Below are 26,677 nucleotides of genomic sequence, written 5' to 3'. Positions count from 1 at the left end.
CGCGCGGCATAGCTGCGACGCCGTCGCGCCGCCTCGGACAAGCCCGCCATCAGGCGCGCTCGTCCGGGACGACGGCGGAGCAATGAGCGCGAGTCTCATTCCTCCCCGAACGCTCGCCTCAGCTCCACCTTCGCGCGCTCCAGTCGTGCGCGCTGCGTTTTCGGCAGCGTCTTGCCGGCGCGATTGATGTAGAACGTCAGCATCGACAGCGCGGAGCGATAGGCGCCGGTCTTGCGACGCGAGCTGTGCTCGGCCGAGCGTTTCAGGGAGGCCGCGATCTTCCTGGGGTCCTTGAGCTTGAACACTCCGCGCTCGAGATCGAGCGCGTCGCTCTCCCGCGTCACCCGTTGCGACCAGCGCTTCGGTGCTGTACGGCGACTTGGCCTCTTGCGCGTCGTGCTCGCCCTGCGACGCGCGGTGTTGCGCGTACCTGTCTTCCGCGCACCTGTCTTCCGCGAATGTGTCGTCTTCCTGACCCGAGCCATGCGTCAACTCCCTGGAGCTCAATCGAAAACGGGCGTTTTGGGCGGCTGTTCCCTGGGAACCGGGTCCCATCGCAAACGTTGTCGCAGGTGGCAGGCAGAATGCCGCACCCCCAATGATCGGATCGACCCCGTCCACGTCATGTGAACCGGGGTCGCTTCCATTGATCAGACGCAACAGCCCGATGGAATTGCAGCAAAGCCCAGCGCTGAACTATGCACCCGTAGTCCCGGCGGCGACCGCGACCGACCGTATCGTCGAGACAAGCATTCCCTCGCGGCTGGACGCCCTGCCGTGGAGCGGTTTCCACACCCGTGTCGTGCTCGCGCTGGGCATCACCTGGATTCTCGACGGACTCGAGGTAACCTTGGCCGGTGCGCTCTCCGGTGCACTGAAGCAGAGCCCGTCGCTGCACTTCTCCAATCTCGATCTCGGGATCGCCAACTCCGCCTATCTCGCGGGCGCCGTGATCGGTGCACTCGGCTTCGGCTGGCTGACCGATCGCATCGGCCGCAAGAAACTGTTCTTCATCACGCTTGCGCTCTATCTCTCGGCAACGGCGGCGACCGCTCTGTCGTGGGATGTCGCGAGCTATGCGCTGTTTCGTTTCCTCACCGGCGCCGGCATCGGTGGCGAGTACACCGCGATCAATTCGACCATCCAGGAATTGGTGCCGGCGCGCTATCGCGGCTGGACCGATCTCGTCATCAACGGCAGTTTCTGGATCGGGGCCGCGATGGGCGCCGTGGCGGCCATTGTGCTGCTCGATCCAGCATTGATCGGACCCGATCTCGGCTGGCGCCTGGCCTATCTCATCGGCGCGGCCATCGGTCTCGTCGTGCTCTTGATGCGAATGTGGATTCCGGAAAGTCCGCGCTGGCTGATGATCCATGGCCGTCCCGACGAAGCCCATGCCATCGTCGACGGGATCGAGCGCTCGGTGATCGGGCATGACCGGGACACGAGCGACGGACGCTTCACCAAGATCCGGTTGAAGATGCGCGATCACACGCCGATCGCCGAGGTCGTGCACACGTTGTTTTCGGCCTATCGTCAGCGCGCGCTGGTCGGCCTCGTGCTGATGAGCGCGCAGGCGTTCTTCTACAACGCCATCTTCTTCACCTTCGCGCTGGTGCTGACCGATTTCTATGGCATCAGTGCCGATCACGTCGGCTGGTACCTGCTGCCCTTCGCTGCCGGCAATTTCCTTGGGCCCTTGCTGCTCGGCCGTCTGTTCGATACGCTCGGCCGCCGCACCATGATCATGTTCACCTATGGCGCATCGGGCGTGCTACTGGCGATATCGGGCTATCTGTTCTCGATCGGCGTGCTGAGCGCGCAGGGGCAGACCATCGCCTGGATGGTGATCTTCTTCTTTGCCTCGCCGGCTGCGAGCGCGGCCTATCTCACCGTCAGCGAGACGTTTCCCCTGGAGGTCCGCGCGTTGGCGATCGCGGTATTCTATGCGGTCGGCACCGGCATCGGCGGCGTGGTCGGGCCGGCGCTGTTCGGCGCGCTGATCGACACGGGATCGCGCAACAGCGTGTTCGCCGGCTATCTGCTGGGGGCATTTCTGATGATCGCGGCTGCGATCGTGGCGTGGCGCTATGCCGTCTCCGCGGAGCGCAAACCGCTCGAACAAATCGCGCGGCCGCTCGCCTTTATGGAGTAGACTGATGAAATCGGAACTTGGGGACATGGCGATGGACCAGACGCGTACGATGCCGGATGACGATGCGCCCGAAGCGGTGCCGGTGCCGCATGCGCTGGTGCCGCATCTCGATGAAATCGCCATTCTGCTCGACATCGACGGCACGCTGCTCGACCTGATGCCGACGCCACGCGAGGTGTGGGTGCCGCCGGGCCTGTCGGAAACGCTGGGCCGGCTGACCGAGCGCACCTCCGGGGCACTGGCGCTGGTCAGTGGCCGCTCGCTCAACGACATCGACCTGATTTTCGCGCCCGATGTGTTTCGCGCGGTCGCCGGCCACGGCGCGGAGATGCGGCTGTCGGTGGACAATGAAGCTGATGACGTGCACGCGCCGCCGCTCGACAAGGAGCTGAAGCGGCGCCTGGCCGCCATCGCCAAGCTCAGCCCTGGCATTCTGCTCGAGGACAAGGGCTATTCGCTCGCGCTGCATTACCGCCTTGCGCCGCATGCGGAGAAGGCGATCTACGAATCCGTCTCGCTGATCCGCGCCGACCTGCCCAACGCGCCGATCGAGGTGCTGCCCGGAAAGTTCGTCTGCGAGATCAAGCATTCCGGCTTCACCAAGGCGAGCGGCGTGCACGAACTGATGAAGCACGAGCCGTTCAAGGGACGACGCCCGCTATTCATCGGCGACGACGTCACCGATGAGACGGTGTTTGCGATCATGCCCGACATGAACGGGCTCGCCTTCTCGGTCGGCCGCCGCGCGATCGGCGTGAATGGTCACTTCGATGCGCCGAGCGATGTGCGCGCATTCCTCGCGCGACTGCTCGATCCGAGGTGAAACCAAGGCAGCCCCGCCTCGCAGACACGAATACCGTCAGCGGAGCCGACTGCGCGCCGCAATGCATGCTGCGCAGAACGATCGGAAAAGCTGTCTTTGCAGCGAAATTCCGGGGTTCCGCAAGGGAAACCAGTTCCAACGCGCACGCCCGATTTTGGTTTCAATTGGTTGAAACGATGATCAGGAACCATATTGATGAACGGCAGTTAAACGGGGTGGAATGAACAGGAGGGGACGACCTGTGAACTTGGTTGTCGTTTCAAATCGCGTCGCGCGCGGCAAACCCAACGAGCCCATGACGGGCGGCCTTGCGGCGGCATTGCTTCCGGTGGTGGAACATTCTGGTGCGATCTGGGTCGGTTCCTCCGGCCGTGTGCGTGACGGCCATCAGAAGGAACCCTTCGCCGAGATCGAGGCGCTCGGGACCGGCGCGATTGCGACGCTGGACCTGCCGGCGGCACATTATGGCGGTTATTACGAAGGCTTCGCCAATTCGGCGCTGTGGCCGGCGTTGCATTCGCGCAGCGATCTAATTCGCGTCTCGCGGGAGGACTATGTCAGCTATCGCGAGGTCAACGCCTTCATGGCGCGGGCCCTGCTGCGCTTCCGAAAGGCCAGGACGGCGTTCTGGGTGCAGGACTATCATTTCCTCGCGCTTGGCGCCGAGCTGCGCGACCTCGGCGTCGACGATCCGATCGGCTTCTTCCTGCATACGCCGTGGCCGGTCGCCGCGGTGGTGCAGGGCGTGCCCAACCATCGCGAGCTGATCACGGCGATGCTGGCCTACGATCTGCTCGGCTTCCAGACCGAGGAAGATCGCCAGAACTTTCTCGGCTATGTCGGCGGGGAGCTCGGCCTCGCCATCGAAGGCGGCGTTGCGACCTCGCAACACGGGCGCACGCGCTGTGAAGTCTTCCCGATCGGCATCGATGCGGAGAAGTTTGCGCAGTACGCGGCGAAATCGGCCTCGCACCCCGATGTGTCGCGCCTGCGGCGCAGCCTCAACGGCGAGCGTCTGGCGATCGGCGTCGATCGGCTCGACTATTCAAAGGGCCTCGTCAACCGCATCAGCGCGTTCGACCGGCTCTGGACCGAGCAGCCGCAGTTTGCGCGCAGCATCTCTCTGCTCCAGATCGCCAACCCGTCGCGCGGCGGCATCGAGGCCTATGGCAATCTCCAGAACGACGTCGCGCGCCTCGTGACCGACGTCAACGGCCGTCATGGCGAGGTCGACTGGACGCCGATCCGCTATCTGAACAAGGGCTTCAGCCAGGCCGTGCTCGCAGGCCTCTATCGCACCGCGCAGATCGGCGTCGTGACCCCGCTGCATGACGGCATGAACCTCGTCGCCAAGGAATATGTCGCCGCGCAAAACCCGGCCGATCCCGGCGTGCTGGTGCTGTCGAAATTCGCGGGCGCGGCCAACGAGCTCGATACGGCATTGCTGGTCAATCCGCACGACATCGACGGCATGGCGCGCGCGATCGCGGTCGCGGCCTCCATGCCGCTCACCGAGCGCAAGATGCGCTGGGACGCGATGATGAAGAAGTTGCGCGGCCACACCATCCAGCAATGGTCCGCCGATTTCGTCGCCGAGCTGGAAAAGTGCCGGACCGAGAAGGCCGCCGTTGCCCCGCTCGCAGCCCAGCCGCCCCAGGCGCTGCGCTGGCTGAAGTCGGCGATATCAGGCGTGCGGTTGATCTAGGATTTTCGCAGGCTCCATCCGCTCGTGATGGCCGGCCTTGCCCCGGCCATCACGTCTTGCCACGCGGCTCGAAGAGCGTGGATGTCCCGGACGAGCCGCGGGCATGACGGCCGATGTCGAATAGTGCGAGCCTCAATAACAATACGACACGCTCTCCAGAATCGCGCATTGCCGCTTGTTCGGCGCGTTGGGATCGTCCAGCGGCACCACGCCCTTGCCCTGGCCGACGAACACGCCGGGCCCGACATGGACCGAGCTCTTGTTGCCGATGATGACGCTCTGATGCGGCGTCGAGTTCGAGCGCGTGCCATCGGGCCAGAGGATGGCATCGCCCGAAAGCACCCCGCGCCGGCCGTCGTCGCAGCTGACGTCGACGCCTTTCCGGGTGCAGACCTGCGCGGCGGCGGGCAAGGCGAAGGCGGAGCCAAGGGCCGAGATCAGGCCAATGGCGATGATGGTCCTGCAGATAGTCATGGCGTTCCCGGTCGTGTTTGGCGGCTTCCCGTGAATCGTCGCGCCAAACCCGCCCGCGGTTCAGCCGGCAGGCGGGTCAAAGCGCGTGCAGCGCCAGATATTATCCTTTAAATACAACAAGTTGAGGAAAATCCCCCGATTTGCCCCGCGATCCCTTGCAAATTCATCGGCGCCCCTTCAAGAGAAGGCGCTCCGGAGAGATGGCCGAGTGGCTTAAGGCGCACGCTTGGAAAGCGTGTGTGCGGGAAACCGTACCGTGGGTTCGAATCCCACTCTCTCCGCCAGCCCACAAAATCATTTCGTACATCAGACTGGGGACAGGCCGGAAATGCGGCCGTTTTCCCGCTGTTTTTACCAACGGAGAATTCCCGTTACCGGTCCACTTGGTCCTGGATAGGCCCGGAGAACCGAATTTTCTCCGAATCTTAGAACTCGCAAAATTGGTCTAGTACGGGATTTTTTGGAAGATCAATGGCTTATCAGGGCAGCGGTTTGAATCTCCCTCCCTCAACCGATGAGAGAACGAGGGACTCCCGATTCTATGCCGATTTCGGAATCTGCGGGTTCGATCGGGCTTCGCATTTCGACGGGGCGGTGCGCTTATCCGGAATCACTTGCTGCAATCGACGCTGCGATGGGCCGCATCGCTGCAAGCGTAAAGAGCAAGATCGCGGGGTAGACCGTGGCGGAGGGCCAAAAGGGTTCACGAACGCATCTGCTGGTTCGCGCCGATGGCGACAACCAAGATCGACGTAACCCCGGTCTTGCGCGGTAGCATCCATAATCCTGAAACCAAAGGCGTGACCGGAAAGGTCGAGGAAACGTTCGGCTTCGCGGAAATGCCGGTTCTCTCATTCGCCGATCTCCACGCAGGTAAGATCGTCGCAGCGCTCGATCGCCAACATCCGCGTGACTTCTTCGACACACGACACCTTTACGAAAATGAAGGGATGGATGACGTCTTGCGCCGTGCGTTCATTGTCTATCTCGAAAGCCAGACGCGACCAGTGCATGAAGTGCTGACCTTCGATTATAACCGTGTTTCATCGGCATGACCGACGAAGCTGTGACGCTCAAGGAGCTCATTGAGGAGCAGGAAATCCTGATCACCGACGTCGTGGGCAATATGCCCGAACCGCACAAGCGCTTTCTTCTGTCCTTCGAACGCGGCGAGCCCGAGGACGCTTATCGACCTTCCGGGGTGCTGCCGATCTGCCTGCCATCAAATGGCGGCAGGAGAATCTAAACAAGCTGACTAAGGAGCGCCGCGCCGAGCTTGTGGCAGCCCTAGAAAAGGTACTTTCAGGCTGAAGGGTTATTCGGTAACTGCTACCATTAGGGGATTGATTTCATTGCGCTTCGCCCGGATAAGATAGCCTTAAGTTGCTCCTCTTTCCTTTCTCAACCCAGTTTGGTCTTATGAATTGATGGCGACAGAAGCCGATACCTGCCGAAAATTTGTTGTGCCGAAGCTTCAGAGCGCGGGCTGGGATACTGATCCTCACTCCGTCGCCGAGCAGCGCACCATCACCGACGGTCGCATCGTTCCCGTCGGCAAAGGCTTCATTCGCAAGCCGCCAAAACGTGTTGACTACCTCCTACGGTACATGCGCGATTTTCCATTGGCCGTGGTCGAGGCGAAGGCGGCTTACAAGACCGCCGCCGATGCCGTCCAGCAGGCTCGCACTTACGCCGAAATGCTGGGCCTCAAATTTGGCTATGCCACCAACGGGCATGACATCATCGAGATCGACTATTTTACTGGCAAAGAAACCCACGTTGCAGACTATGCAACTCCGCAGGATCTCTGGGCGCGTTATCAGGCAGGGCAAGGCCTCGCAAAACCCGAGGCCGGCGAGCGCCTGCTAACTCCATTCAATCACACTGGCGGGAAGGACGAGCGGTATTATCAGCAGATTGCCATCAACCGAACGGTCGAATCGATCCTTAAGGGCCGCGAGCGCCTTCTGCTCACAATGGCCACCGGCACCGGCAAGACCTTTGTCGCTTTTCAGATTTGCTGGAAGCTATGGTCGTCACGCTGGAATCGAACCGGCGAACATCGCCGTCCACGCATTCTCTACTTGGCAGATCGCAACATTCTGGTCGATCAACCCAAGGATGGTCTGTTCGCGGCCTTTGGAGATGCCCGCTACAAGATCGAATCCGGCGAGGTCGTTCAGAGCCGCGAGATGTATTTCGCGATCTATCAGGCACTCGCCGAAGATGAGAGGCGACTGGGTCTCTTTAAGTCCTTTGCGCCAGACTTCTTCGACCTCATCATTATCGACGAATGCCATCGCGGCAGTGCGCGTGACGATAGCTCGTGGCGCGTGATCCTTGACTACTTCAAGCCGGCCTACAAGCTGGGTATGACGGCCACGCCCCTACGGGAAGACAATCGCGATACCTACCTCTATTTCGGCATTCCGATTTACGAGTACAGCCTGCGGCAAGGCATCGATGATGGCTTTCTGGCTCCGTATCGTGTCCATCGTGTCGTTACGCAGTGGGATGCCGCTGGCTGGCGTCCGAGCAAGGATGAAGTGGATCGATTTGGCCGCGCGATACCTGATGATGAATATCAGACTAAGGACTTCGAGCGGGTCATCGCACTCAGGGCGCGCACAGACGCGATTGCACATCACCTAACTGAGTTCCTCAAGAAGACCGATCGTTTCGCAAAGACTATCGTCTTTTGTGTCGACCAGGAGCATGCCAGTGAGATGCGCGAAGCTCTGGTAAATCTGAACGCCGATCTCAACGCGCAAAATCCCGACTACATCTGCCGTGTCACCGCCGATGAAGGGCAAATCGGACGCGGCCACCTTAGCCGTTTCCAGGATGTTGAAACCCTAACGCCAGCCATTCTGACAACGTCGCAGTTGCTGACGACCGGCGTTGACGCGCCTACCTGCAAGAACGTGGTGCTGGCGCGTGTCGTGGGGTCGATGAGCGAATTCAAGCAGATCATTGGCCGCGGGACGCGGTTGCGGGACGACTATGGGAAGCTCTGGTTCAACATCATCGATTATACCGGATCGGCAACGCGGATGTTTGCCGATCCCACCTTCGACGGTGACCCAGCTCGCGTCACCGAAGAACAAGTAGATGACGCGGGAGACATCGTCGCTACGAATGAAATCACGCCCGATGGCGAGCCGTTGCCGCCCGAGCGTGAGCCAACGGTCGTCGAGCCACCGGAGGGTGAACCGCGTAAATTCTACTTCGATGGCGGCCAGGTCTCGATCGTGGCACACCTCGTCCACGAACTCGATCCGAACGGAAAGCAGCTCCGGGTCGTCCGCTATACGGACTACGCCGCTGAAACGATCCGCACACTCTGTCCGACCACGCAGGAATTACGCAAGCGCTGGGCGGACGTCGCTCAACGGGATGAAGTCATTCAGGCCTTGGCGGAGCGTGGCATCGGCTTTGATGAATTGGCCGATCAGACCCAGCAGCCGGATGCCGACCCGTTTGACCTTCTTTGCCATCTCGCCTTTAACGCGCCGTTGCGCACCAGGCGGGAGAGAGCACAACGCCTGAAGCAGGAACGGAAGGACTTTTTCGAAAAATACGGCCCCGAGGCGCGAGAGGTTCTCGATGAACTCCTCGAGAAATACGCGGAGCACGGCGATGCCCAATTCGTGCTACCCGACGTTCTGCATGTACCTCCCATCTCGAATCATGGCAATCCGGGAGAGATCATCAAGTTGTTCGGAGGACCCGAGCAGCTCCGCACCGCGGTAACCGATCTGCAAGGGATCCTCTATGGCTCGTAGTCCTAAAACGAAGAAGACAAACGGCGCTGAAAAGCCGATGACGACTGCGCAGGCGCTCGGAAGCCTACTCAAGTCCGCGCGCGACATTATGCGCAAGGACAAGGGGCTGAACGGAGATCTGGACCGACTGCCACTGCTTACCTGGATCATGTTTCTCAAATTTCTCGACGACCTAGAGCAGCAGCGCGAGCAAGAGGCCGCGCTGGCAACCAAGCAGTTTCGGCCGGCGATCGATCCTCCCTATCGGTGGCGCGACTGGGCAGCCGATCCGCAAGGTATCACGGGCGACGAGCTGCTCGCTTTCATCAATCAGGATGAAACGCGCCTCCCGACTGGCAAGAAGGGATCTGGCCTTTTTGCCTATTTGCGCGGGCTGTCCAGCTCAAATGGCGACAATCGACGCGACGTGATCGCCACCGTGTTTCACGGTGTCGATAACCGTATGAAGAGTGGTTACTTGCTCCGCGATGTAATTAACAAGGTGGCAGATATTCATTTCACGTCGTCGGAAGAGTTGCACACGCTTGGTGCTCTCTACGAATCGATGCTGCGAGAAATGCGCGACGCCGCGGGCGATTCCGGCGAGTTTTACACGCCGCGTCCTGTCGTCCGTTTCATGGTCAAGGTGATCGATCCGCGCCTTGGCGAAACCGTACTTGACCCCGCCAGCGGTACGGGCGGGTTCCTCGTTGAGGCGTTCAGTTACCTGTCGAATCAAGTCAAGACGGTAGCCGATAGAAAGCGGCTTCAAACCGAAACCATTTTCGGCTGTGAGCCTAAGTCCCTTCCATATCTTCTCGGGCAGATGAATTTGCTTTTGCATGGACTGGATGCGCCGCAGATTGATCCAGGCAATGCGCTGCGGTTCAAGCTCTCGGAGATCGGAGAGAAGGAGCGCGTTGACGTTATTCTCACAAATCCTCCGTTCGGCGGCGAAGAAGAAAAGGGAATCCAAGGAAATTTTCCGGACGACAGACAGACGGCTGAAACAGCACTGCTCTTCCTTCAACTGATTATGAGGCGGTTGCATCGTCAGCCAACGCGTATGGGTCGATCAGCGAGGGCGGCCGTTGTGGTACCTAATGGCACTTTGTTTGGTGACGGCGTCTGCGCACGCATCAAGGAAGAATTGCTCAAGGAGTTCAATCTTCACACCATAGTGCGCTTGCCGAGTGGCGTCTTTGCTCCTTACACGGGTATCCCGACCAATATCTTGTTTTTCGACCGATCGGGGCCGACGACGGAAGTCTGGTACTATGAGCATCCACTCCCAGACGGCCGCAAGAACTACACGAAGACTCAACCTATTCAGTTTGATGAATTTGTTGACTGTATGAATTGGTGGTCGAAGCGGGAGGAAAATCAACAGGCATGGAAGGTGCCTGTCGAGGACCTACTTGCGGACAACTGCAATCTCGACTGTAGGAATCCAAATGGAAAAGTTGACTTTGAGCATCTGCCACCCGACCAGCTCGCCGAGGATATCATAGAAAAAGAAATGAAGATTGCAGAGCTGATGCGCGAGATAAAGATCGCGCTGGGAGCTTCTTGATTATGTGGACTCAGATTGCGCTGGGGGAGATTCTCAAAGAGAGGCCGCCCGCTGAAGTTGTGTACGGGCAGACGCGCATCGTGGAAAAAGTAACGTTCGACGATGGTCGGATACACCTCCGCGACGGGTTCGACACAAAAACGGGAATGATACTCGTTCAGCCCGGTGACTTGCTTGTGTCTGGGATTAACGCGGCTAAAGGAGCAATCGCCATCCATGACCAGCCAGAGCTAGGGCCGCTCGGTGCAACGATCCACTATGGTGCTTATCAGCCTGACCTTGAAAAGGTTGATGTGAAGTTTCTTTGGTGGATGCTTCGAAGTCGCTTTTTTCGAGACCTGCTCGCAACTTATGTGCCGGGTGGAATAAAGACTGAACTGAAATCCAAGCGCCTTTTGCCTATACCCGTTCCGCTGCCGTCACTAAAAGAACAGAGGCGGATTAGAGCTTGCATCGATGACATTTCTGAAAAAATTGGAGAAGCGCGAAACCTGCGAGCGCGTTCAACGGAAGCAACGCGCGCGCTGATCGCGTCCGAATTGGGTGCTATCTTCCGTGGGCTCGCGGCGCGCTACCCCGTCTTCCCTTTGAGCGAGCTAACGTCGCACATAGTCGACGGGCCGCATCAAACGCCAAGTTACTTGCCTGATCAAAGTGGTGTTCCGTTTGTAACGGTCAAGAACATGGTGTCCGGCACTCTTTCATTCGAGGACTTAAAATACGTATCCCGGGAAGATCATATTGAATTCAGTCGCCGCTGCTCGGCGCAAAGAGGCGATGTGCTCTATTCAAAGGACGGAGCGACAAGAGGACGTCCTTGTTACGTCGACACAGATCGACAATTTAGCTTCTTCGTCAGCGTTGCACTTATCAAGCCGCTTCGTGACCGGCTCGATGGGAAGTACTTGGTCCACTTGCTCAACTCCTCCTGGATTAAGGATCGCATGGCCGCGAAATCAAGAGGGGACATGATTCCCCATATTGTTCTTCGTGAGATCCGTGCATTTCCTGTTCCGGCGCCGTCTCTAAACGAACAAAAGGCCATCACAGCCAAGATAGATGAACTGAGTGAACGGATTCGCTCTGTCGTGCACCTACAGTCGCAGGCAGAGGATGAACTTGAAGCTTTGCTCCCAGCGTTTCTCGACAAGGCATTTAAGGGGGAGCTTTAATGGATGCAGCCAGTTTCATGGCTCTCCTCAGAGCTTCAAATTCGGCGTGGCACGAAGAAAGCGGCATCGGTATTCCGCAATGGATCTTTCGTGGTCACAGAAACGCGGCCTGGCCTCTGAAGCCTCAGGCGTGGCGATCTGCTTCGGAAGGTAATCGCCTGCATACGATGATCGCGAGATTGATGACCGCGGAGGTTCGTGCGAGAGACGGTCTCGACGTTAAGGGGCTATCAGGAACAAATTTGCACAAGGCCCTGGCCTGGACTCACGCCGAAAAGCTAGTTCTCAACGAGTTCAGGTGTATCGGCTGGCGGATGGGGTTCGACGTGGACGAGCCTGATACGTCCTATTCGATGGACCTTAACGACGATCCGAGAATCATCGATGATACTCGAGACGAACCTGATAGCGAAAGTCCCTTCTTCTCTGCCAACGATATTGGCATTGCGCAACATTACGGCGTTCCAACCCGCTTCTTAGATTGGACCTTCAATCCGATGTTCGCCGTCTTCTTTGCGCAGGAGGATTATGGCCCAGACCTTGATGCGACCGATTTGTGCGTCTGGGCGCTCGATATGAACGCCGTCGAGTCAATGTATCATTTCAAAGGCGGTATTGGCACAACTCTGCTCCGTCCATTACTCCCGCGTCGACGTGGCAATGACTTTATCTTGGCTCAAGATGGCTTGCTTCTGGAAGTTCAGCACGAATGGGCGCTCGACTTTTTTGAGCAGAATGGCGTTTGGCCCGCAGTCGAAGAAGTCGTCGTAGCTTTGAATAATGAGCCCGAATATGGCGAGGAAGACTGTGAATCTTACTTATACGACCAGGAGCACCCTATGCTCCGCCGTATGGTACTTCCGGCCAAGGAAATTCCTCAGCTGCGCATTATGCTGGAGCGCGAAGGCATAACCCGCGAGAAGCTCATGCCTACCTTGGAGAATGCTGCAAAGGCGGCTGTCCGTGCTGTCTCGAAATGATAGCTTCAGAGCTGATATTTTCAGCGCAGGGGTTAGCCGCACCATTAAGCTAACTCAAGTCAGCCGACAAAATTCCATAATTTTCGATGGGCGAATCCACGCCCGCCCCGTTTCCAACTTGGGAAGGGGCCTCAGCGGCGTCCGGCTTTCCGGGCGAGTGAGCGCAGCAGGATCTTCTGCTCGTCCCACTCAGCTGGAATGGATCGCAACAGCTGCGCCAGCTCAAGCCCGTCTGGCTGCAGACCGTTCAGGATGGCTTCGGTAATGGCCGGCGAGAGCAGGGTGAGCCGAAGCACCCGGCACAAATAGGACTCGTTGATCTTCTCGGCTTTGGCGAGTTCTCGCACCGAGCTAAATAGGTTCGATTCAAGCATGTTGCGCCAACGATGCGCCCGCACTACGGCCTTGATCAAGGTGTTGTCGACCTGAGGCTTCGACGGCGACCAGGCCTCCGCATTCGCTGGGGTGACGACGCGTTTGCGTCCGCCCTGGCGACGGAACGAGATCGGGATGCTCACGACCATTGTTCGGCCGTCTCGACCGAGCTTCGGCCGACCAATGGGACCAAGGGTGAGGGTGGTCGGTCGGTTCATTCGGCGGCCTCCTGGAACGGTTGCGGCTGCAATTCCGAGGAGAGCGAGGTCAGGCCGTGGATATTTAAGGCTATATCCATTCGCTCTGCATGCATGTCGACGCGCTCGACGAGCAGCTCGACAATGCGCGCCTGTTCAGCAGGGAACAGCTCATCCCAGAGCTCGTCAAAGCCGAGCAGCGCGCTCCGCACCTCGTCCTCGGTGACGCTGTCGTTTTGTTTGCGTGAAGCGCGCCAGGTCTGAACGATGATCTCAGGGGTTTGCAGCAGCAGACGAACTTGATCGACGATGATGCGCTCTAGCTCGGCTGCGGGCACCAGCTTAACCGGACAGTCTGATCGACCCTGTTTCATCGCGGTCTGGCTGATGTAGTAGCGATACAGGCGGCCGGACTTTCGGGTGTGAGTTGGCGACATGGCCGCGCCGTCAGGACCGAAGAGGAGCCCTTTCAGCAGTGCAGGGGTCTGTGCTCGGCTGTTGTTCGCGCGCTTGCGCGGGCTTTCTTTGAGGATCGCGTGAACCTGATCCCAGAGCTTGCGATCGATGATCGCTTCGTGCTCGCCTGGATATGAAGTGCCTTTGTGAACCGCCTCGCCAAGATAGACCCGGTTGTGGAGGATCTTGTACAGCACCCCCTTGTCTAAGAGATGGCCGTAGCGGGTGCGTTCATTGGCAGCGACGAGTTCGCGAGCCAGTCGGGTTGCGGATTTGAGCTGTACGAACCGCCGGAAAATCGCTCTGACCCGCTCCGCGTCGGTTGGGTGAACCAGCAGCTTGCGATCGCGGACTTCGTAGCCGAGCGGTGTCCAGCCGCCCATCCACTTGCCGCGCTTGCGAGAGGCCGCAACCTTGTCGCGGATGCGCTCGCCGATCAGCTCGCGCTCGAATTGGGCGAAGGTCACCAGGATGTTCAGGGCCATGCGGCCCATAGCGTCCTTGGTGTTGAAGGATTGAGTGACGGACACGAACGTCACCCCATGGCGCTCGAACAATTCAACGAGGTTGAGGAAGTCGAGCATCGACCGCGAAAGCCGGTCGATCTTGTAGACAACGATGACGTCGATCCTGCCTGCTTTGACGTCTGTCAAAAGCCGCCTCAACGCCGGTCTTTCCAGCGTGCCTCCGGAGAAGCCGCCATCATCGTAGCGATCCGGAACTGGTGTCCAACCCTCAGCTCGCTGGCTCGTGATGTAGGCCTCGCAGGATTCTCGCTGCGCATCGAGCGAGTTGAAGTCCATGTCGAGGCCTTCCTCGCTTGACTTGCGGGTATATACCGCACAGCGGACCTTCCGGACCGAGGCGGGGTCTGAACCTGCTCGCTCGAAGGAGTTGGCGAATGGGCTGGCCCGGCCCCTTGCCGGTTTGCGGGGCGTCATTTTCCCACCGAGTTCTTTAAGCCGAAGAAGACCCAGCCATTCCATTTGGTGCCGGTGATCTGGCGGGCGACCGAGGACAGGGACTTGTAGGGGCGGCCGAGATACTCGAAATCATCGTGGCGAACGGTGACGCAGTGCTCCACGCCCTCCCATTCGCGGATCAGCTTCGTCCCGGCGACGGGCCGCAGAAGCGGTCGGGCCTTGCGGTCCGCCGGCTTCTGGTCCGCATACTGCTTGGCCATGGCTTTGAGCCGCTGAGTGGTTTCCCGGCTAAGGCCGCCATAGGCCAATTCCTGAATGCGGTAGGCCAGTCGGCTCTCCAGAAAACGGCGGTTATAGGCAGGAGGCTCCGTATCAAAAAGCTCGCGCCAGCGGGCCTTTAGGGCGGGGGCGGAGGCGTCTTTCAGGGCCGCCAACTGCGACAAAATGGACTCTTTCACGGGGCAACTTCCTGGGCTCTGCGGGCCACATCACCCTCAGATTGTCTGTCACAGTCGAGCGGAGAATTAGACGCACCGGCCAAATTTCGGCTGGACTTCCGGTCGAGAACACGCAGAAGGCCGGCAGCTAAAATCGCGGCTACTTCCGGAATGTCGCAGGGATTCGGATCCGAATCGGTCATGAGCTGGGCCTCAGGTGGCCCAGCCCGTGTAGTCGACAGCTTTCCGAGCTGTATCGGTTGAAAAATAACAGCGAAAAGGAGAAAAATTCTCGCCTATTGAGCTGATGATTCCCTCCCGAGCCATGGCCGCCTCCAAATACGTCCTTCTTGAGGATCTGGTGAACGACTGGTCTGACCGAAGCGGCGAGCTGCCATTGCTCACCCTGCGGCGGATCTGCGACTGGGCTGTCTGCGGACGGTTTCCAAACAGAACGTTTCTTCGCCCTGACGGGGAAACGGTCGATGTTCTTGAGCTGCATTGGGCTATGCGCAGCCACCTCGGGGTACGAGCCCCGATCACGCGCGACCAGGCAACAAAATTCCTTGAGGGCGTAATCGTCAGCAAGGAAGGGGTTCGGACCTTTTGTGAGCAACTCGGCGTGGGGCTGCCTCCCGGCGTGCACTCATTAGCATCAAGAGTGCTCCAGGTGCTTCGCAGGTCAGAGCATCTTGGCCCCCCGGATTGTCCAGAGGGATCGATAGTTGCTGACCGTTTGGAGGCCAGAGACTGGGCTGTAGTGAAGCTAGGCGGGTTAGAGAAACGGCTCGCAGAATTGAGAGAACACCCGAACCCGGCGGTTACCGACAGCGAAATCGATGCCTGGCATCGGCAATACGAGGATGCACGCTCGTCAGTGGAGGCGAGCCACGACCCGCAGCTACGAGCGGAGCTCGGCGGCCTGGCAGGGGAGTGGAAGCACCTCACCACGATCGATGAGCTGGTGAGCGAAGACGAACTAGCAGGCGAAGCCGTCAATCGGGGGGCTCAACGACCTGAGCCGCCCAAAAAACGAGGTGTGGGTCGCCCTCCCGGCTCCGGTTCGTATAGATTGGAGGATCTACCTCTTGTTGAAGAAATGCGAGCCGACTTGATATCGGGCGTACACACCTCTCTTTCAGCTGCCGCGCGTGTAAGGGCGCCCCGAGCGGCGGGCGGGGGTACAGAAAGTTCGCGAGCCAGGCGCCTCATGGAGAGATACAAGGAACAGTATCCAGACTGGCACTCCCACGCCCCATAATTCTACTTTTCTCTCCATTTAACTTCCAAGACTCGGCGGTCGCATCTTGGCTAGCTGTCGACGCGCTGGATCGCGGAATCCTCCGTCTATAAGCCGGCGCCGAACAGCGCTGGCCGATGACTTTTCAACCAAACGATATCTTGCTTGCCTTCAAGCACATCGCGATGTCGGAACTGCTAAATGGTACCCAGAAGCAGTTTGCGGTCTTCCTGATCGATAGCTTTAACCGGAAGACCGGTCGTTGTGATCCGTCAGAAGAAACGGCCGCCCATATCTTAAAATGCAGCACGCGGACGATTATTAGAGCTGGCAATCGCCTCGTGGAAGCCAAGTTGTTTCGCAAGCGGAAGCATGCCGGCAATCGGCACTGCAACAGCTACGAGCCAAACTGGGAAGCCTTCCGCGAGCTCGAACGCCAGTACAAGCTGCGACGGAAGAAGTGGGCTGCTCGTTTTGAGCAACCAAACTTGTCACCCTCACAGTGCCATCCTTGTCACTCTCAGCATGACAATCTCGGCTCCTCAACCTGCCAATTCGGTCACAGTCAGCCTGACAGCGGTGTCATACAAACCTCTTCCATCAACCCTATTGAAGGAAAAGGGCCCACCAATCACATCACATCAACCTTGCCAACCGGCGCTCGCAATGAGCATCTTCCGCGATGGAATAGAAGCAAGCTTGGCGATGAAGGAAGGGCTTGTGATGCCTCCCTCCCCTACAGCGGCCAGCGTATGAATTCTGCAGGAGCGGCGGCGGAGGCGTCAGCCACTCGTAGGTGGAATAACGATCTACTGAATGAATTCCGCTCGGCGCCAACGTGGGCCGTGATCGTCGATGCGGTGGACCTTCCCATGCAAGAAGCGGCTACGGCGGCCGAACTGAAACAGGGGGGAGGCGGCCGCTCTTACATTGTTGAAGAACTGTTGGCTCGCGGAGTGTTGCGACGCGTCTAGGCCGAGAGGTGAGCCACGGGTCCTTCCGGCTTTTAGATCGCTCGCGGGTAATTCGCACCCCGCCATCGCGCTAGCTGGGGGCGATGAAAAGTTAGGTTGACAAAGTTGACACCGGTTGACAGTCCGGTTGACGAGTTGGGGCGTCAAAGGTCTAGGAGACCACCCGTTTCACACATAAGACCTTGGTCGCCGCTAGCAATTTGCTGATTACAGGGCTCGGCGTTTCCGGCAAGATGGCAGCATTCGATTCAAGCAGAGGTTCGAAGTGGAAGAACGTCTCGCGCGTATCATACGGGGTATCTCGACATTTGAGGATCTCACGCAGTTCGAGAAGAACGCGGAGCGACGTAACGCGATTGACGGTGAGGTTGGGCAAGCGATTAAAGCCCGATCAGCGGAGCTCGGCCGCGCCCTCATCAGTGAGCGGACCGGTCTTGACCTGAAAGACCTCACGCCAGCCGAAGAAAAGATTGTCGAGGCCGTGAGCGAATACGTCGGCGTGATGAAGCGCCAAGGCAAGGATGCCACGCGTACCTTCATTCAATTGAGAAACCGGGGCCTCACGGATGCGGCCGAAGCTGCGGTTGCCAAGTTAAGACCTACTCAGGGTTTTCAGGCCTTGGTCGATGCTGACCTCGCTGATCTGTCCTATGAGCAAATCATCGTCGATCATCCGGATGAATTTTCCGCTCGCGCGATTTGGTATTCGCGGCGCACGCTGGGGCTGCCAACCGGTAGCGATAGGCCACCTGCGAGGGCGATTACGCCGGTTCAAGTCCGCACCGAGACACTGGTCAACTGGCTGCGCTCGCGCGCGGAGTCAAACGGCGGACACCTCCCGCCGCATACAAATGCTGAGGCAGCTGCCACGCTCGGTCTCGGCGATCTGCACCAATTTGGTCGAGCATTCGGCAATATACAGTCACGCCTTGACTTTGCCTGTTATCTTGTGGGCCTACCGCCATTGGGTCTTGCGGCGGTGGAACCATTCGCCCGCGCGTGGAACCAACGCGATCGCAGTTGGGCCTTTCCTATCCAGTCTATGCAGGCGGCCACGCTGGCGCACGTCTGGACTGCGCGGGACTTTGAACGAGTCTTAGGTGAATCGGAGGGCCTACCAGGGCAAGCGCATCTGCCATGGCAGAATGAGCTCAGCGTCAACGAAGCCAAGGTACGCGCCTGGGCCTATGGGTGGCAAACCATTGAGCCGGTATCAATGACGGAGCCCGACGAGGAAACAACCGCGCGGCGCAATCCTCCCTGGTCGCGCGACGAGTTGATCCTGGCGCTCGACTTATACCTTCGCTTCCGCGACGCGCCGCCTGGCAAGGATAGCGCGGAAGTCGCTGAGCTTTCGGCATTCCTCGGACGAATGGGGCGCAGCTCGGGCCTTACCGATGCTGAGACCTTCCGGAACGCCAACGGCGTTTACATGAAAATGATGAATTTCCGGCGTTTTGATCCGAAATACACGGCAGACGGTAGAGTCGGTCTCGTGCGAGGTAACAAGGAGGAGGGAGTCGTCTGGAACGAGTTTTCCGGCGACTCAGTAGCGCTCGCCACTGCTGTTGCAGGCATCCATGCCGCCGTCGATGGCGCGATGCCCTCAGCCGATATTGGCGCTGCACCGACGTATTGGGTGTTCGTATGCAATCCAAAGAAATGGGCCATCGACAAATTTCTTACGCAGAACATTGAGCGCGACACATGGGGGATCCGACCGTCGGACCGCGAGCGATTTGCCCCTGGACAGCTGGCGATCATACGTGTCGGCGTAGATCAACGCAGTGCAGCAGAGCGCGATGGCAATCCGCCACTTGAGGCGGGGATTTATGCCCTCTGCGAGGTCGAAAGCGCGGCCTTCGATGGGACCGGCGCGAGCAGTGAATTTTGGGCAGCTGGTGCTGAGCGCGTTCCCGGCTGGCCCACCGTCAACATTCGCTATCTGAAGTCTTACGCCGCGCGACCACTGACTATCGAGCGGCTGCGGACGGTACGGCCAGATGTGTCACGGCTGCTATTAAACGGCTTTCAAGCGTCCTCATTTCCTCTCACCGATAATGATTTTCACGCAGTGATGTCGCTGCTCGGGGAAGATCTCGATGAGCTTGCGCCATCGCCAAGTGACAATCCGGTGGCCGATCAGCTCGCGGCCCTAGAGCGGAAGTATATGAATGCGAGCCCGGAAGTTAAGGTACGGGTGAGCAAGGGAATTGAGCGCGGGCCGGTTGGCGACCTCGTCAAAAAGACCAATGGTTTCAAGTGCCAAGTTTGCGAAGCACTAGGAAGCAACCCGATTGGCTTCCTCAAGAAGAACGGTGAGCCGTATATCGAAGCTCACCATGTGATGCCGGTGTCAACGAAGGAAGTAGGCTCGCTGTCAGCTTCTAACGTGATGACTGTCTGTGCGAACCATCACCGGCAGCTTCACTACGGCGGGATCCAAGTGCACATCAGCGATAATATGTTTGAATTTCGGATCGGTGGCACGGAGCTAGCAGTTCGGCGCCTCATTATCGAACCAAAGCCCCTGGCAATGGCTGATTAAGGGATGCCGGCGGCTAGACCGACCTAAGGATCGTAAATCACAGATACATCGCGCCATTGTGCTCGATCCAAACTGAAGGCGGCTAGGAGCCGCCTCAGAGACCATTGGCTATTTTGCAAGCCAAGGGCTGATCCAACACTGTCGATGTGTCAGCCGCTGGCCGACTTTTCCATAACATCTCATTTGCGAACCTATTTCGTGCCGCGGGCTCCGGTGAAATACGGATATCGAAAGGACCGGCGTATATTTTGATGTACAGCGGCGGCCGAAAAAGGGCTTTCGCTGCATAATCCGCCCCTTCGATCCGTCCAACAGCGGCTCTCCATGGGAACGAAGTGGCACAGAGACGGAGGTGCACGGGTCGCTGGTGGAATGCGGCAGGCTCGCGTGTTACACGAGTAGCTTAGGCGACACTGCAAAGATTCGCCTGAGATCGAAGGTGGGGGATATGGCGGAGCAGAGGGTCGGTCGATACAAGCTGGTGCGTAAGATTGTTCCAGGCGATCCGAAGCGCGGAATACCGGATGTCTGGCAAGCTGAGGACGTGGGGGACATCTATTACGCTAAGCTCTGGAGCAAAAGACTTGGTGATAGTGCCGCAATCCAAGCGCTTTGGAATCGAGAGGTGCGAGGCCTCATGCGGCTCCAAGGCTACCCGGGTGCTTCAGAACTATTCGTGAAGCTGCGCGATCTCGATACTGACGATAAGTACTACTTCGCGATCCTCGATGGCGGCCGTAGGCAGGTTCTTGCTGATGTGCTCCAAAACCGGTCGAGGTATCCCTGGCTCCTGAACCTCTCGGAAGTGGGCCGAAGGCGGCCGCTCTGGGAAGGCCTGCTTCGTATCGCCCAGGCGCTGGCCATTCTACATCGAGAGGGAACGCTGCACCGCTCGTTGTCACCTTCCTCGGTGTTTGTAAGTCCGGACGGTCAAGGTGAGTTCCGGCTGAGCGGATTCGAGTGGTCGCTACGCTTGGCAGGCTTGGACAGTGGCGCATCAAAGGTCTTGCGGAAGAACTCATTCGCTGCTCCAGAACTAGATAGGCTGGACGGCGAATACTCGACCGCGACCGACTGGTATGACTTCGGGTTGATAGCTGCGGAGCTTTTTGGCGTGCCTCTTAAGAGCACAAAGAAGCGAGCGGCGCTGCGCGGACTGCTTAGCAATTTGACGAACCTCCGGGAGAGAGAGCGCGATTTTATCGGAAGCCTGTTGGAGGACAATCAAGAGCAGCGATTGGTTGATGCTGAGGAAATCGAGCAACTGCTACGCCAGATTATTAGGGATCTAAGCTCTGTAACAACGTCATCCGGCAGGAGCTTGGTCCTTGCAATCCGACTTAGTTCCGGCCTCGACATTGCACGGACGATCGAAGTGGTGTCGGAGGGGGTTGCAAGCGCACATGACCCAATCGCGCAGCGGGACTGGATAAGAAAGGATCTGCAAGGGGACGTTCGCGTAGTCGGACGCAGTATACCCACGCCGTACTATGTCCTCAGAGGTGAGAAGCTTGAATACCGGGTGCGCAATTGGTCTGTCGACGGCCTTAACACCTGGGATATCGGATTTTGTGAGGGGATCGAGAGACTCCCGCGCACCAATTCGGATGATCAACTTTTTAGCATGGGTCAGCGGAAAATCGATGTGCAGTTATTTCCTCACGTTCGAAATAACATTCGATCTGTCCGCGACAGGGCAGCACAGTGGGATAAAGTATTCCCCATACGAATTGAGAAGATCGAGCTTCCCGCTAATCTACGTACCGTCCATGAATTTTTTCGCGTAACTCAGCAGCTCGACACCGTATTGACCGTTGCGCAGATTTGCGCAGTTGAAATTCTAGAGGTCGACAAGAGTGCGAATGATACCACAATTGTTGTGACCCCGGTCCAGGAACCCGAGAGAGCTGATCTTGCCCGATTTCTCAACTTGGATCCGCCCGCCGAACAAATCCAGGACTGGTTTAAGTTGGGTGCAGAAGCCGTTACGGCCGATGACGAAGAGGACCCGAAGCACGATAGGTATTCATTCCTGGAGCGGCGCACTATTGGAGGTGATTCACCTTCAACGAACTGGCGGTTTCTTCGAGCTAAGCCGCACCAGAAGGGACCACAATACTACTTCAGGGCCCAGGGCGCGGTCGTTGTGCGTGTGGGCCGGGCGTACCTCGCGCGAAACCATGGTGGAACTCTTGCCCAAATAAGACGAAGGCACAAAGCCATTGAAGATTTGCGCCTGTTCGAGGGACTTTTGCGGCTCATATCAGCGCCTCAGGAGGTCACACGGAGAAACTCCGATCCGCTACCGCCGGCCAACGCATCGATTACACTTGACGCTTCCAAGCTCACAACTCTTCAGCGGGTTTGGCAGACGCAGCCCGCGTTCGCAATTCAGGGGCCTCCCGGCACTGGCAAAACGACATTGATAAAGGCCTTTGCTGATCGATTGCTCTCTGTTGATTCCAGTGCGCAAATCCTAATCACGGCCCATTCGCATCATACCGTTGATGACGTTCGCAGTAAGCTTTCCCAACTATACGATGCTCACGATAAGCAAAGTCGTCCGATAGTGCTCCGCTTGGGCGCGGGAGACGGTGACGGCGATAGCCCCGAGAAGGTTACAGATGAACTTCTGAAGCAGTTGAGTGAAAGCGAGTTGACACGTCGAGCTCCAAAACACCTACAGGATAAGTTGGCTTCCGCGGTTGGGGACGAGCGAGGTCGCAGCACGGAAGCCGATACCGACGTTCGCACAACGCAAGTGCTGGTGCAGGATGCAGCGAACCTAACTTTCTCGACCCTAAATTCGCCCGACCTCGCGGACTTAGCCGAACGTGGTCGTCGTTTCGATTGGTCAATAATCGAGGAGGCGGGAAAGGCGCATGGTTTCGATATGGCAACCGCGCTCCAGGAGAGCCATCGGTTGCTGCTCATTGGAGACCACCACCAGCTGCCTCCATTCAACGTTAGGCGCTTTACTGACTTGCTCGGCGATCCCCTCAAGGTCAGAAAGGCCATCCAATCCGGCGCTCAATTCGCAGGGTATCTGGTTGATCCATCACTCGTTGCTGATGACGAAAGCAGAGATCCGTTTGTTGATCGCTGTGCCGAATGGGCGAGAATGGTGAAGTTGTTCGAGACAATCTTCACAAGAAGCACCGAAGCCGTCTCTGAAGATGCTCCGGCCGCGATCCTAACCGATCAACACCGTATGCACCCTCACATCGCCGAGCTGGTTGGCAAGGTATTCTACCCGACAGAGGATGGAGGAACTATTCTTCATTCGCCTCCCGAGACTCATAAACACTTCGAGGCCCCTCCTCCCTTTGCAATCGCCGCGACATCTTGGCTACCGGAGCAACGGGTAGTCTGGTGTGACGTGCCTTGGGAACGGAAGGAAGCTTTCGCGGAAGGTGAAGTCGAAGGCCTCTTTGTTTCGAGGCCCGAGGCTGAGCTGGTTGTCAAGGTGCTTCAGCAGATCCACGCGCGCGGCGACGAACCTTGCGCTCTGCAAATTTTGTCCCCCTACAACGGCCAGCTGGATGCAATTCGAACCGCGATCGAGCGAGCCTACTCGGCCGGTCTACTCAATCACATGTTCAAACAGCCGTTCGATCTCGGTCATGGGAAAAGGATGGGGGCGACCGTGGACGAGTTCCAGGGATCGGAGGCAGACATCGTTATCGTAAGCTTGGTGAGAAACAATGCGCTGCCCCCATGGAAAAGTGTTGGCTTTTTGAAAGAGAAGAATCGAATGAATGTGCTTCTCAGCCGCGCGAAGCAAAAGCTAATCGTTGTGGGTAGTTGGGATTTCTTTGCATCAAGGTGCACCGCGGCTACGAATGAATATGACGAGCACGCCTACATAGGCCGCATGATGAAGGAGATGACAGCGGCGGAGAAAGCAGGGATCTTGGCAAAAGTACGTGCATCAAAATGAAGTACCTTTACGTTCCCGTCTATAGGATGTCGGTTAGCTACTTGTATAGCTTCGGCCGTCGATGGAGCATCCTTGAGCATATGCTTCTTATCGAGAGCGTAGCCGCAAAGCGCTCAGCGTCAGATTTAGCAGCTATGGCTAATGTGCCGCACAGGCTTGTAGTTGAAGCTCTTATCAATCTGTTGCGTGCAAATTGGATCGAGGTGCGAAGTGACAATGGAAAGGTCTATTTCGCAGCGACTCCGGCCGGCCAGCGTCACGCAAAGGAGGAGAGCCTCCCAGAGCGCCTTCAGAATGATATTCGTTGGGACTCAGTGTGCGTGGAGAGGTTGACCGGCCATTGGATGCGGTCGGACGATCTCGACTTGGTGCATGAGAAGGACCTACCGATCGACGCTATCAGGCTGGATGCTCTACTGCACACATTTGAACCTAACGATGCTTCGCTTCGAGACCTATTTCGTTTGAACCTGAACGAAAGCTTGGTGCCGACTGCACCGCAGTTTCGCGGTCTATCTCTACTATATGCTCGGGTAGGCATCGCGTTCAACGAGGTCCAAACGGGCCTCGCTGCAAATTCGCCTCTTGGTTTGCGCCAGACCTTGGTCAAGGCTTCAGCTGAAATCAAAGACGATGATAATGTCTCTCCCTCAACGAAACTAAACATCGTTCAGGAGGGGGCGAAGGATGACCTTTCGGCAGACGATATCATCGTCGGTGGTCCTGCCCATCTCAGGTTGCTCCGGGAGATTCTGGATCGGTCCAAATCCGCAGTCGTTATACATTCGTGCTTCTTGAGCTCGGAGACACTACGCGCATTGCTTCCCGACTTAGAACGCGCCGCGAGACGTCGAGTGAGAGTTGAGTTGCTTTGGGGACTACACGTGGATCCTGAGGCGCCGCAGCCACCCAAAAAGTTCTCCGACGCTACAGATGTGCTGGCAGAATTGCCCCCTGCCGGGCGGGCGCGTATCCACCTATCACCCCTCTCGTCGGGTTCCCACGCAAAAGTCGTTATCTACGATGACAGAGACACAGGAAGATGGACAACGGTCATTGGCAGTTGCAATTTCCTGTCGTCCGAATTCGACTGGATGGAAATTTCACTTCGAACGCGAAGTGCACTTTTTACGTCTAAAGTCTTGGGCCGCCTTCTCTCCAATCAACTGCCCGCCGTCGGCAATTGGAGCGGAACGGCACGCAGACTGAATTCCATTTGGTCGGAGCTGAAGCAGATTGTCCGAACGCAGCCGGAGGCAGGAAAGTACTCTATCTCGCTTGTCTCCGATTACGACCACTACGCTTGCGTGACACTCGCGCGAGACCGCGCGGTGAAGGATATAGAGATCGCTTGTGATCTGTATGGGTTGTCCGCCGAGACCTCAGTGCTTGTATCTATGGAAACAGCTGCTTCCCGCGGAGTAGATGTTAAGCTTGAGTACGCCCGCCCAAGCAAATTCCTGCTCGAAGAGGGGCAAGAGCCGATGCCCAGCGAACTCAACAGGCGGGGTATCAAACTCATGCGCGTCCAGGATATGCACGGTAAGTATTTGGGCTGGGACAATGATAATCTTGTGATATCAAGCTTTAACTGGTTGGCGACGTCTGCCGACGTCAAGCGCTCACGAGGTGCCGAGATGGGAGCCTTCATCGAAGGTCCCGAGATCCGCTCTATCCTGACCGCGAAGCTGCGCGATCAATCGGATCAGCAAGTCAATCATGGTTCAGGCTCCTCGAGTGAGGCAAGCCCGAGTTGACCAGAGATCGATCGCCACTTCGAGGATAAATCTGCGTTCAGGGCTTTAAATATGCGCGATGAGATTGATAATCCTGCCTGAGCCTTACTTGTTTCGTACCGGATTAGCGCATTGATTACACGCGCTTGAAATCGTTTATCTCTGATGTCCGACGTCGATTGTATCAAAGCATACAAATCGTCGTACAGACCCTCGACTCTTGAACGCAGCCATTCCATTCGGATCCAGCGAGAGAGCAATTGTTCGCTGAACAAGACTTGTGCCGCAGCCGCGATCAATTCCAAGTCAGTGGCGCGGTAGAATGCGGCCCAAAGCCAGACAACGCCGTAAATGCTTATCCGAGCACGCTCGAAATGGAGCATCTTCTTGAGGATAGACTTGGTGAATAGCGTGTTCTCCAAGACAGACGCCGCAATGCGGAGAAATGGATCTTTCGCCGAGGTGTTGTAGTAGCCGTGCGAGGGATTAGGCCCGAGGGGGACGACGAAGGCGTTCGAAACGAAATCGCTGGATCTGCTTGAGTGTGCGCGCGCAGCGAAATAGGTCTTTGTGATAATTCCACTGACGAATATTGCCACCACTGATACAGCGAATGTCGCTTGAATGGAGCCGTATAGTCTCGGCTGTGCGTTCTTATCGATGAGCAGCACAACAATAGACAATGCTGCGGCCAAATAGAAAGCCGCATCCGAAATCCTTTCCGCCGTGGCAAGAGGCACGTAAAATTCCGGACCAATCGGATCCTGGCGCTTCAAAGTAGTGTTCCTCGGAGATTGATCATCACATATAGCACCCTTGAAGTGTCTTGTAACTGTCCGGCCAGAGGGCACAGAGGTGAAGCATCCTTTCAAGCGCGACGGCACGGACGGCGGTGGATTCGAGGTCGATCTATCATTAGCGCAAGAAGGCCGCCGTCTCAGTGGTGGCCGATCGAAGGATCACAGCGATTGTCGAATGAGTAGAAGGCTCTCACGCACATCGTTCAGTGACCGAATTGCTCTTAAAATCTCGATGAGTGGTGCAGATATTTGGCAAAGCCAATATGGGCCAGCGGCCCAACTCTTCCATAACGTCTGATTTGCGAACAGGGCAGCCGTCCGCACCGGATCAGCGGCTCAGGGCTAGAGCGGTTCATCGATTGATTGAATCGGGGGGGATTCCGTCGGGCGGCGGTTTGTGATTCA

19 protein-coding genes and 1 tRNA gene are annotated in these 26,677 nt (G+C 57.7%); 14 read left to right on the top strand and 6 right to left on the bottom strand.

Annotated elements, in window-relative coordinates:
* Window positions 1-95: 95 nt before the first annotated feature.
* Window positions 96-485, bottom strand: coding sequence for a DUF3175 domain-containing protein (locus tag IC50_RS38670; RefSeq protein WP_063826474.1), 390 nt, complete (start codon window positions 483-485; stop codon window positions 96-98).
* Window positions 486-667: 182 nt separating this feature from the next.
* On the opposite strand from IC50_RS38670, the gene IC50_RS23545 reads away from it, so the two are divergent.
* From IC50_RS23545 to IC50_RS23535, 3 genes are all read left to right on the top strand, one after another.
* Complete coding sequence (locus IC50_RS23545) at window positions 668-2,155, top strand: MFS transporter (RefSeq protein ID WP_035710287.1); 1,488 nt, start codon at window positions 668-670, stop codon at window positions 2,153-2,155.
* 4 nt (window positions 2,156-2,159) lie between these two features.
* The gene (gene otsB, locus IC50_RS23540; protein ID WP_035710285.1) at window positions 2,160-2,978 is read left to right on the top strand and encodes a trehalose-phosphatase; all 819 of its coding nucleotides are present in this window, start codon (window positions 2,160-2,162) and stop codon (window positions 2,976-2,978) included.
* Window positions 2,979-3,219: 241 nt separating this feature from the next.
* Window positions 3,220-4,683, top strand: a complete 1,464-nt coding sequence (locus IC50_RS23535) for a trehalose-6-phosphate synthase (RefSeq protein WP_035710282.1) — start codon at window positions 3,220-3,222, stop codon at window positions 4,681-4,683.
* Window positions 4,684-4,815: 132 nt separating this feature from the next.
* Here IC50_RS23535 and IC50_RS23530 read toward each other — a convergent pair whose 3' ends face one another.
* The gene (locus tag IC50_RS23530; protein ID WP_035710279.1) at window positions 4,816-5,157 is read right to left on the bottom strand and encodes a hypothetical protein; all 342 of its coding nucleotides are present in this window, start codon (window positions 5,155-5,157) and stop codon (window positions 4,816-4,818) included.
* Window positions 5,158-5,351: 194 nt separating this feature from the next.
* On the opposite strand from IC50_RS23530, the gene IC50_RS23525 reads away from it, so the two are divergent.
* The 7 genes from IC50_RS23525 to IC50_RS23500 all read left to right on the top strand — a co-directional run bounded on the left by IC50_RS23525 (window position 5,352) and on the right by IC50_RS23500 (window position 12,646).
* Window positions 5,352-5,441: transfer RNA gene (locus IC50_RS23525), tRNA-Ser, on the top strand.
* A 429-nt stretch (window positions 5,442-5,870) separates the two neighbouring features.
* Window positions 5,871-6,212 carry a nucleotidyl transferase AbiEii/AbiGii toxin family protein gene (locus IC50_RS38465; RefSeq protein WP_277996255.1) on the top strand — a complete coding sequence of 114 codons (342 nt, stop codon included), beginning with the start codon at window positions 5,871-5,873 and terminating at the stop codon, window positions 6,210-6,212.
* On the top strand, window positions 6,209-6,403 hold the full coding sequence (locus IC50_RS38460; RefSeq protein ID WP_050991073.1) for a hypothetical protein: 195 nt from the start codon (window positions 6,209-6,211) through the stop codon (window positions 6,401-6,403). Before IC50_RS38465 ends, IC50_RS38460 begins: the two co-directional genes overlap by 4 nt.
* Window positions 6,404-6,584: 181 nt before the next feature.
* Window positions 6,585-8,942, top strand: a complete 2,358-nt coding sequence (hsdR, locus tag IC50_RS23515) for an EcoAI/FtnUII family type I restriction enzme subunit R (RefSeq protein ID WP_035710277.1) — start codon at window positions 6,585-6,587, stop codon at window positions 8,940-8,942.
* Window positions 8,943-8,979: 37 nt separating this feature from the next.
* On the top strand, window positions 8,980-10,494 hold the full coding sequence (locus tag IC50_RS23510; RefSeq protein ID WP_035710300.1) for a type I restriction-modification system subunit M: 1,515 nt from the start codon (window positions 8,980-8,982) through the stop codon (window positions 10,492-10,494).
* Between the two features lie 2 nt (window positions 10,495-10,496).
* The gene (locus IC50_RS23505) at window positions 10,497-11,666 is read left to right on the top strand and encodes a restriction endonuclease subunit S (RefSeq protein WP_035710274.1); all 1,170 of its coding nucleotides are present in this window, start codon (window positions 10,497-10,499) and stop codon (window positions 11,664-11,666) included.
* On the top strand, window positions 11,666-12,646 hold the full coding sequence (locus IC50_RS23500) for an FRG domain-containing protein (protein WP_081492496.1): 981 nt from the start codon (window positions 11,666-11,668) through the stop codon (window positions 12,644-12,646). Before IC50_RS23505 ends, IC50_RS23500 begins: the two co-directional genes overlap by 1 nt.
* A gap of 131 nt (window positions 12,647-12,777) precedes the next feature.
* Here IC50_RS23500 and IC50_RS23495 read toward each other — a convergent pair whose 3' ends face one another.
* Genes IC50_RS23495 through IC50_RS23485 form a run of 3 tightly spaced genes read right to left on the bottom strand, consistent with a single transcriptional unit; the run spans window position 12,778 to window position 15,055 of the window.
* Window positions 12,778-13,239 carry a hypothetical protein gene (locus IC50_RS23495; protein WP_035710269.1) on the bottom strand — a complete coding sequence of 154 codons (462 nt, stop codon included), beginning with the start codon at window positions 13,237-13,239 and terminating at the stop codon, window positions 12,778-12,780.
* Window positions 13,236-14,615 carry a recombinase family protein gene (locus IC50_RS23490; protein WP_081492495.1) on the bottom strand — a complete coding sequence of 460 codons (1,380 nt, stop codon included), beginning with the start codon at window positions 14,613-14,615 and terminating at the stop codon, window positions 13,236-13,238. The genes IC50_RS23495 and IC50_RS23490 overlap by 4 nt, the downstream gene beginning before the upstream one ends.
* On the bottom strand, window positions 14,612-15,055 hold the full coding sequence (locus tag IC50_RS23485; RefSeq protein ID WP_035710265.1) for a DUF2924 domain-containing protein: 444 nt from the start codon (window positions 15,053-15,055) through the stop codon (window positions 14,612-14,614). The genes IC50_RS23490 and IC50_RS23485 overlap by 4 nt, the downstream gene beginning before the upstream one ends.
* 1,356 nt (window positions 15,056-16,411) lie before the next feature.
* Between IC50_RS23485 and IC50_RS41425 the strand changes: the two genes are divergently transcribed.
* From IC50_RS41425 to IC50_RS23465, 4 genes are all read left to right on the top strand, one after another.
* Entirely contained in the window at window positions 16,412-17,248 is an 837-nt protein-coding gene (locus IC50_RS41425) for a helix-turn-helix domain-containing protein (protein WP_157461042.1), read from the top strand.
* A 265-nt stretch (window positions 17,249-17,513) separates the two neighbouring features.
* Window positions 17,514-19,796, top strand: coding sequence for an EVE domain-containing protein (locus IC50_RS38455; RefSeq protein WP_050991072.1), 2,283 nt, complete (start codon window positions 17,514-17,516; stop codon window positions 19,794-19,796).
* A gap of 448 nt (window positions 19,797-20,244) precedes the next feature.
* Window positions 20,245-23,736, top strand: coding sequence for an AAA domain-containing protein (locus IC50_RS23470; protein WP_035710261.1), 3,492 nt, complete (start codon window positions 20,245-20,247; stop codon window positions 23,734-23,736).
* Window positions 23,733-25,493 carry a phospholipase D-like domain-containing protein gene (locus IC50_RS23465; RefSeq protein ID WP_050991071.1) on the top strand — a complete coding sequence of 587 codons (1,761 nt, stop codon included), beginning with the start codon at window positions 23,733-23,735 and terminating at the stop codon, window positions 25,491-25,493. Before IC50_RS23470 ends, IC50_RS23465 begins: the two co-directional genes overlap by 4 nt.
* Here the strand turns inward: IC50_RS23465 and IC50_RS23460 are convergent.
* Entirely contained in the window at window positions 25,454-26,248 is a 795-nt protein-coding gene (locus IC50_RS23460; RefSeq protein WP_035710259.1) for a hypothetical protein, read from the bottom strand. The genes IC50_RS23465 and IC50_RS23460 overlap by 40 nt on opposite strands.
* Between the last annotated feature and the right edge of the window lie 429 nt (window positions 26,249-26,677).

Source organism: Bradyrhizobium genomosp. I (2014) (assembly GCF_000261685.1).
Taxonomy (GTDB): domain Bacteria; phylum Pseudomonadota; class Alphaproteobacteria; order Rhizobiales; family Xanthobacteraceae; genus Bradyrhizobium.
Note: the sequence above shows the minus strand (reverse complement) of the source record. Positions and strands in the feature narration are given on the sequence as shown.

Coding starts and splice junctions, on each gene's coding strand:
- IC50_RS38460 (WP_050991073.1), top strand. CDS start 6,209: ATGACCGACGAAGCTGTGACGCTCAAGGAGCTCATTGAGGAGCAGGAA.
- IC50_RS23510 (WP_035710300.1), top strand. CDS start 8,980: ATGACGACTGCGCAGGCGCTCGGAAGCCTACTCAAGTCCGCGCGCGAC.
- IC50_RS23505 (WP_035710274.1), top strand. CDS start 10,497: ATGTGGACTCAGATTGCGCTGGGGGAGATTCTCAAAGAGAGGCCGCCC.
- IC50_RS41425 (WP_157461042.1), top strand. CDS start 16,412: ATGACTTTTCAACCAAACGATATCTTGCTTGCCTTCAAGCACATCGCG.
- otsB (WP_035710285.1), top strand. CDS start 2,160: ATGAAATCGGAACTTGGGGACATGGCGATGGACCAGACGCGTACGATG.
- hsdR (WP_035710277.1), top strand. CDS start 6,585: ATGGCGACAGAAGCCGATACCTGCCGAAAATTTGTTGTGCCGAAGCTT.
- IC50_RS38670 (WP_063826474.1), bottom strand. CDS start 485: ATGGCTCGGGTCAGGAAGACGACACATTCGCGGAAGACAGGTGCGCGG.
- IC50_RS23490 (WP_081492495.1), bottom strand. CDS start 14,615: ATGACGCCCCGCAAACCGGCAAGGGGCCGGGCCAGCCCATTCGCCAAC.
- IC50_RS23545 (WP_035710287.1), top strand. CDS start 668: ATGGAATTGCAGCAAAGCCCAGCGCTGAACTATGCACCCGTAGTCCCG.
- IC50_RS23530 (WP_035710279.1), bottom strand. CDS start 5,157: ATGACTATCTGCAGGACCATCATCGCCATTGGCCTGATCTCGGCCCTT.
- IC50_RS23495 (WP_035710269.1), bottom strand. CDS start 13,239: ATGAACCGACCGACCACCCTCACCCTTGGTCCCATTGGTCGGCCGAAG.
- IC50_RS23465 (WP_050991071.1), top strand. CDS start 23,733: ATGAAGTACCTTTACGTTCCCGTCTATAGGATGTCGGTTAGCTACTTG.
- IC50_RS23500 (WP_081492496.1), top strand. CDS start 11,666: ATGGATGCAGCCAGTTTCATGGCTCTCCTCAGAGCTTCAAATTCGGCG.
- IC50_RS23470 (WP_035710261.1), top strand. CDS start 20,245: ATGGCGGAGCAGAGGGTCGGTCGATACAAGCTGGTGCGTAAGATTGTT.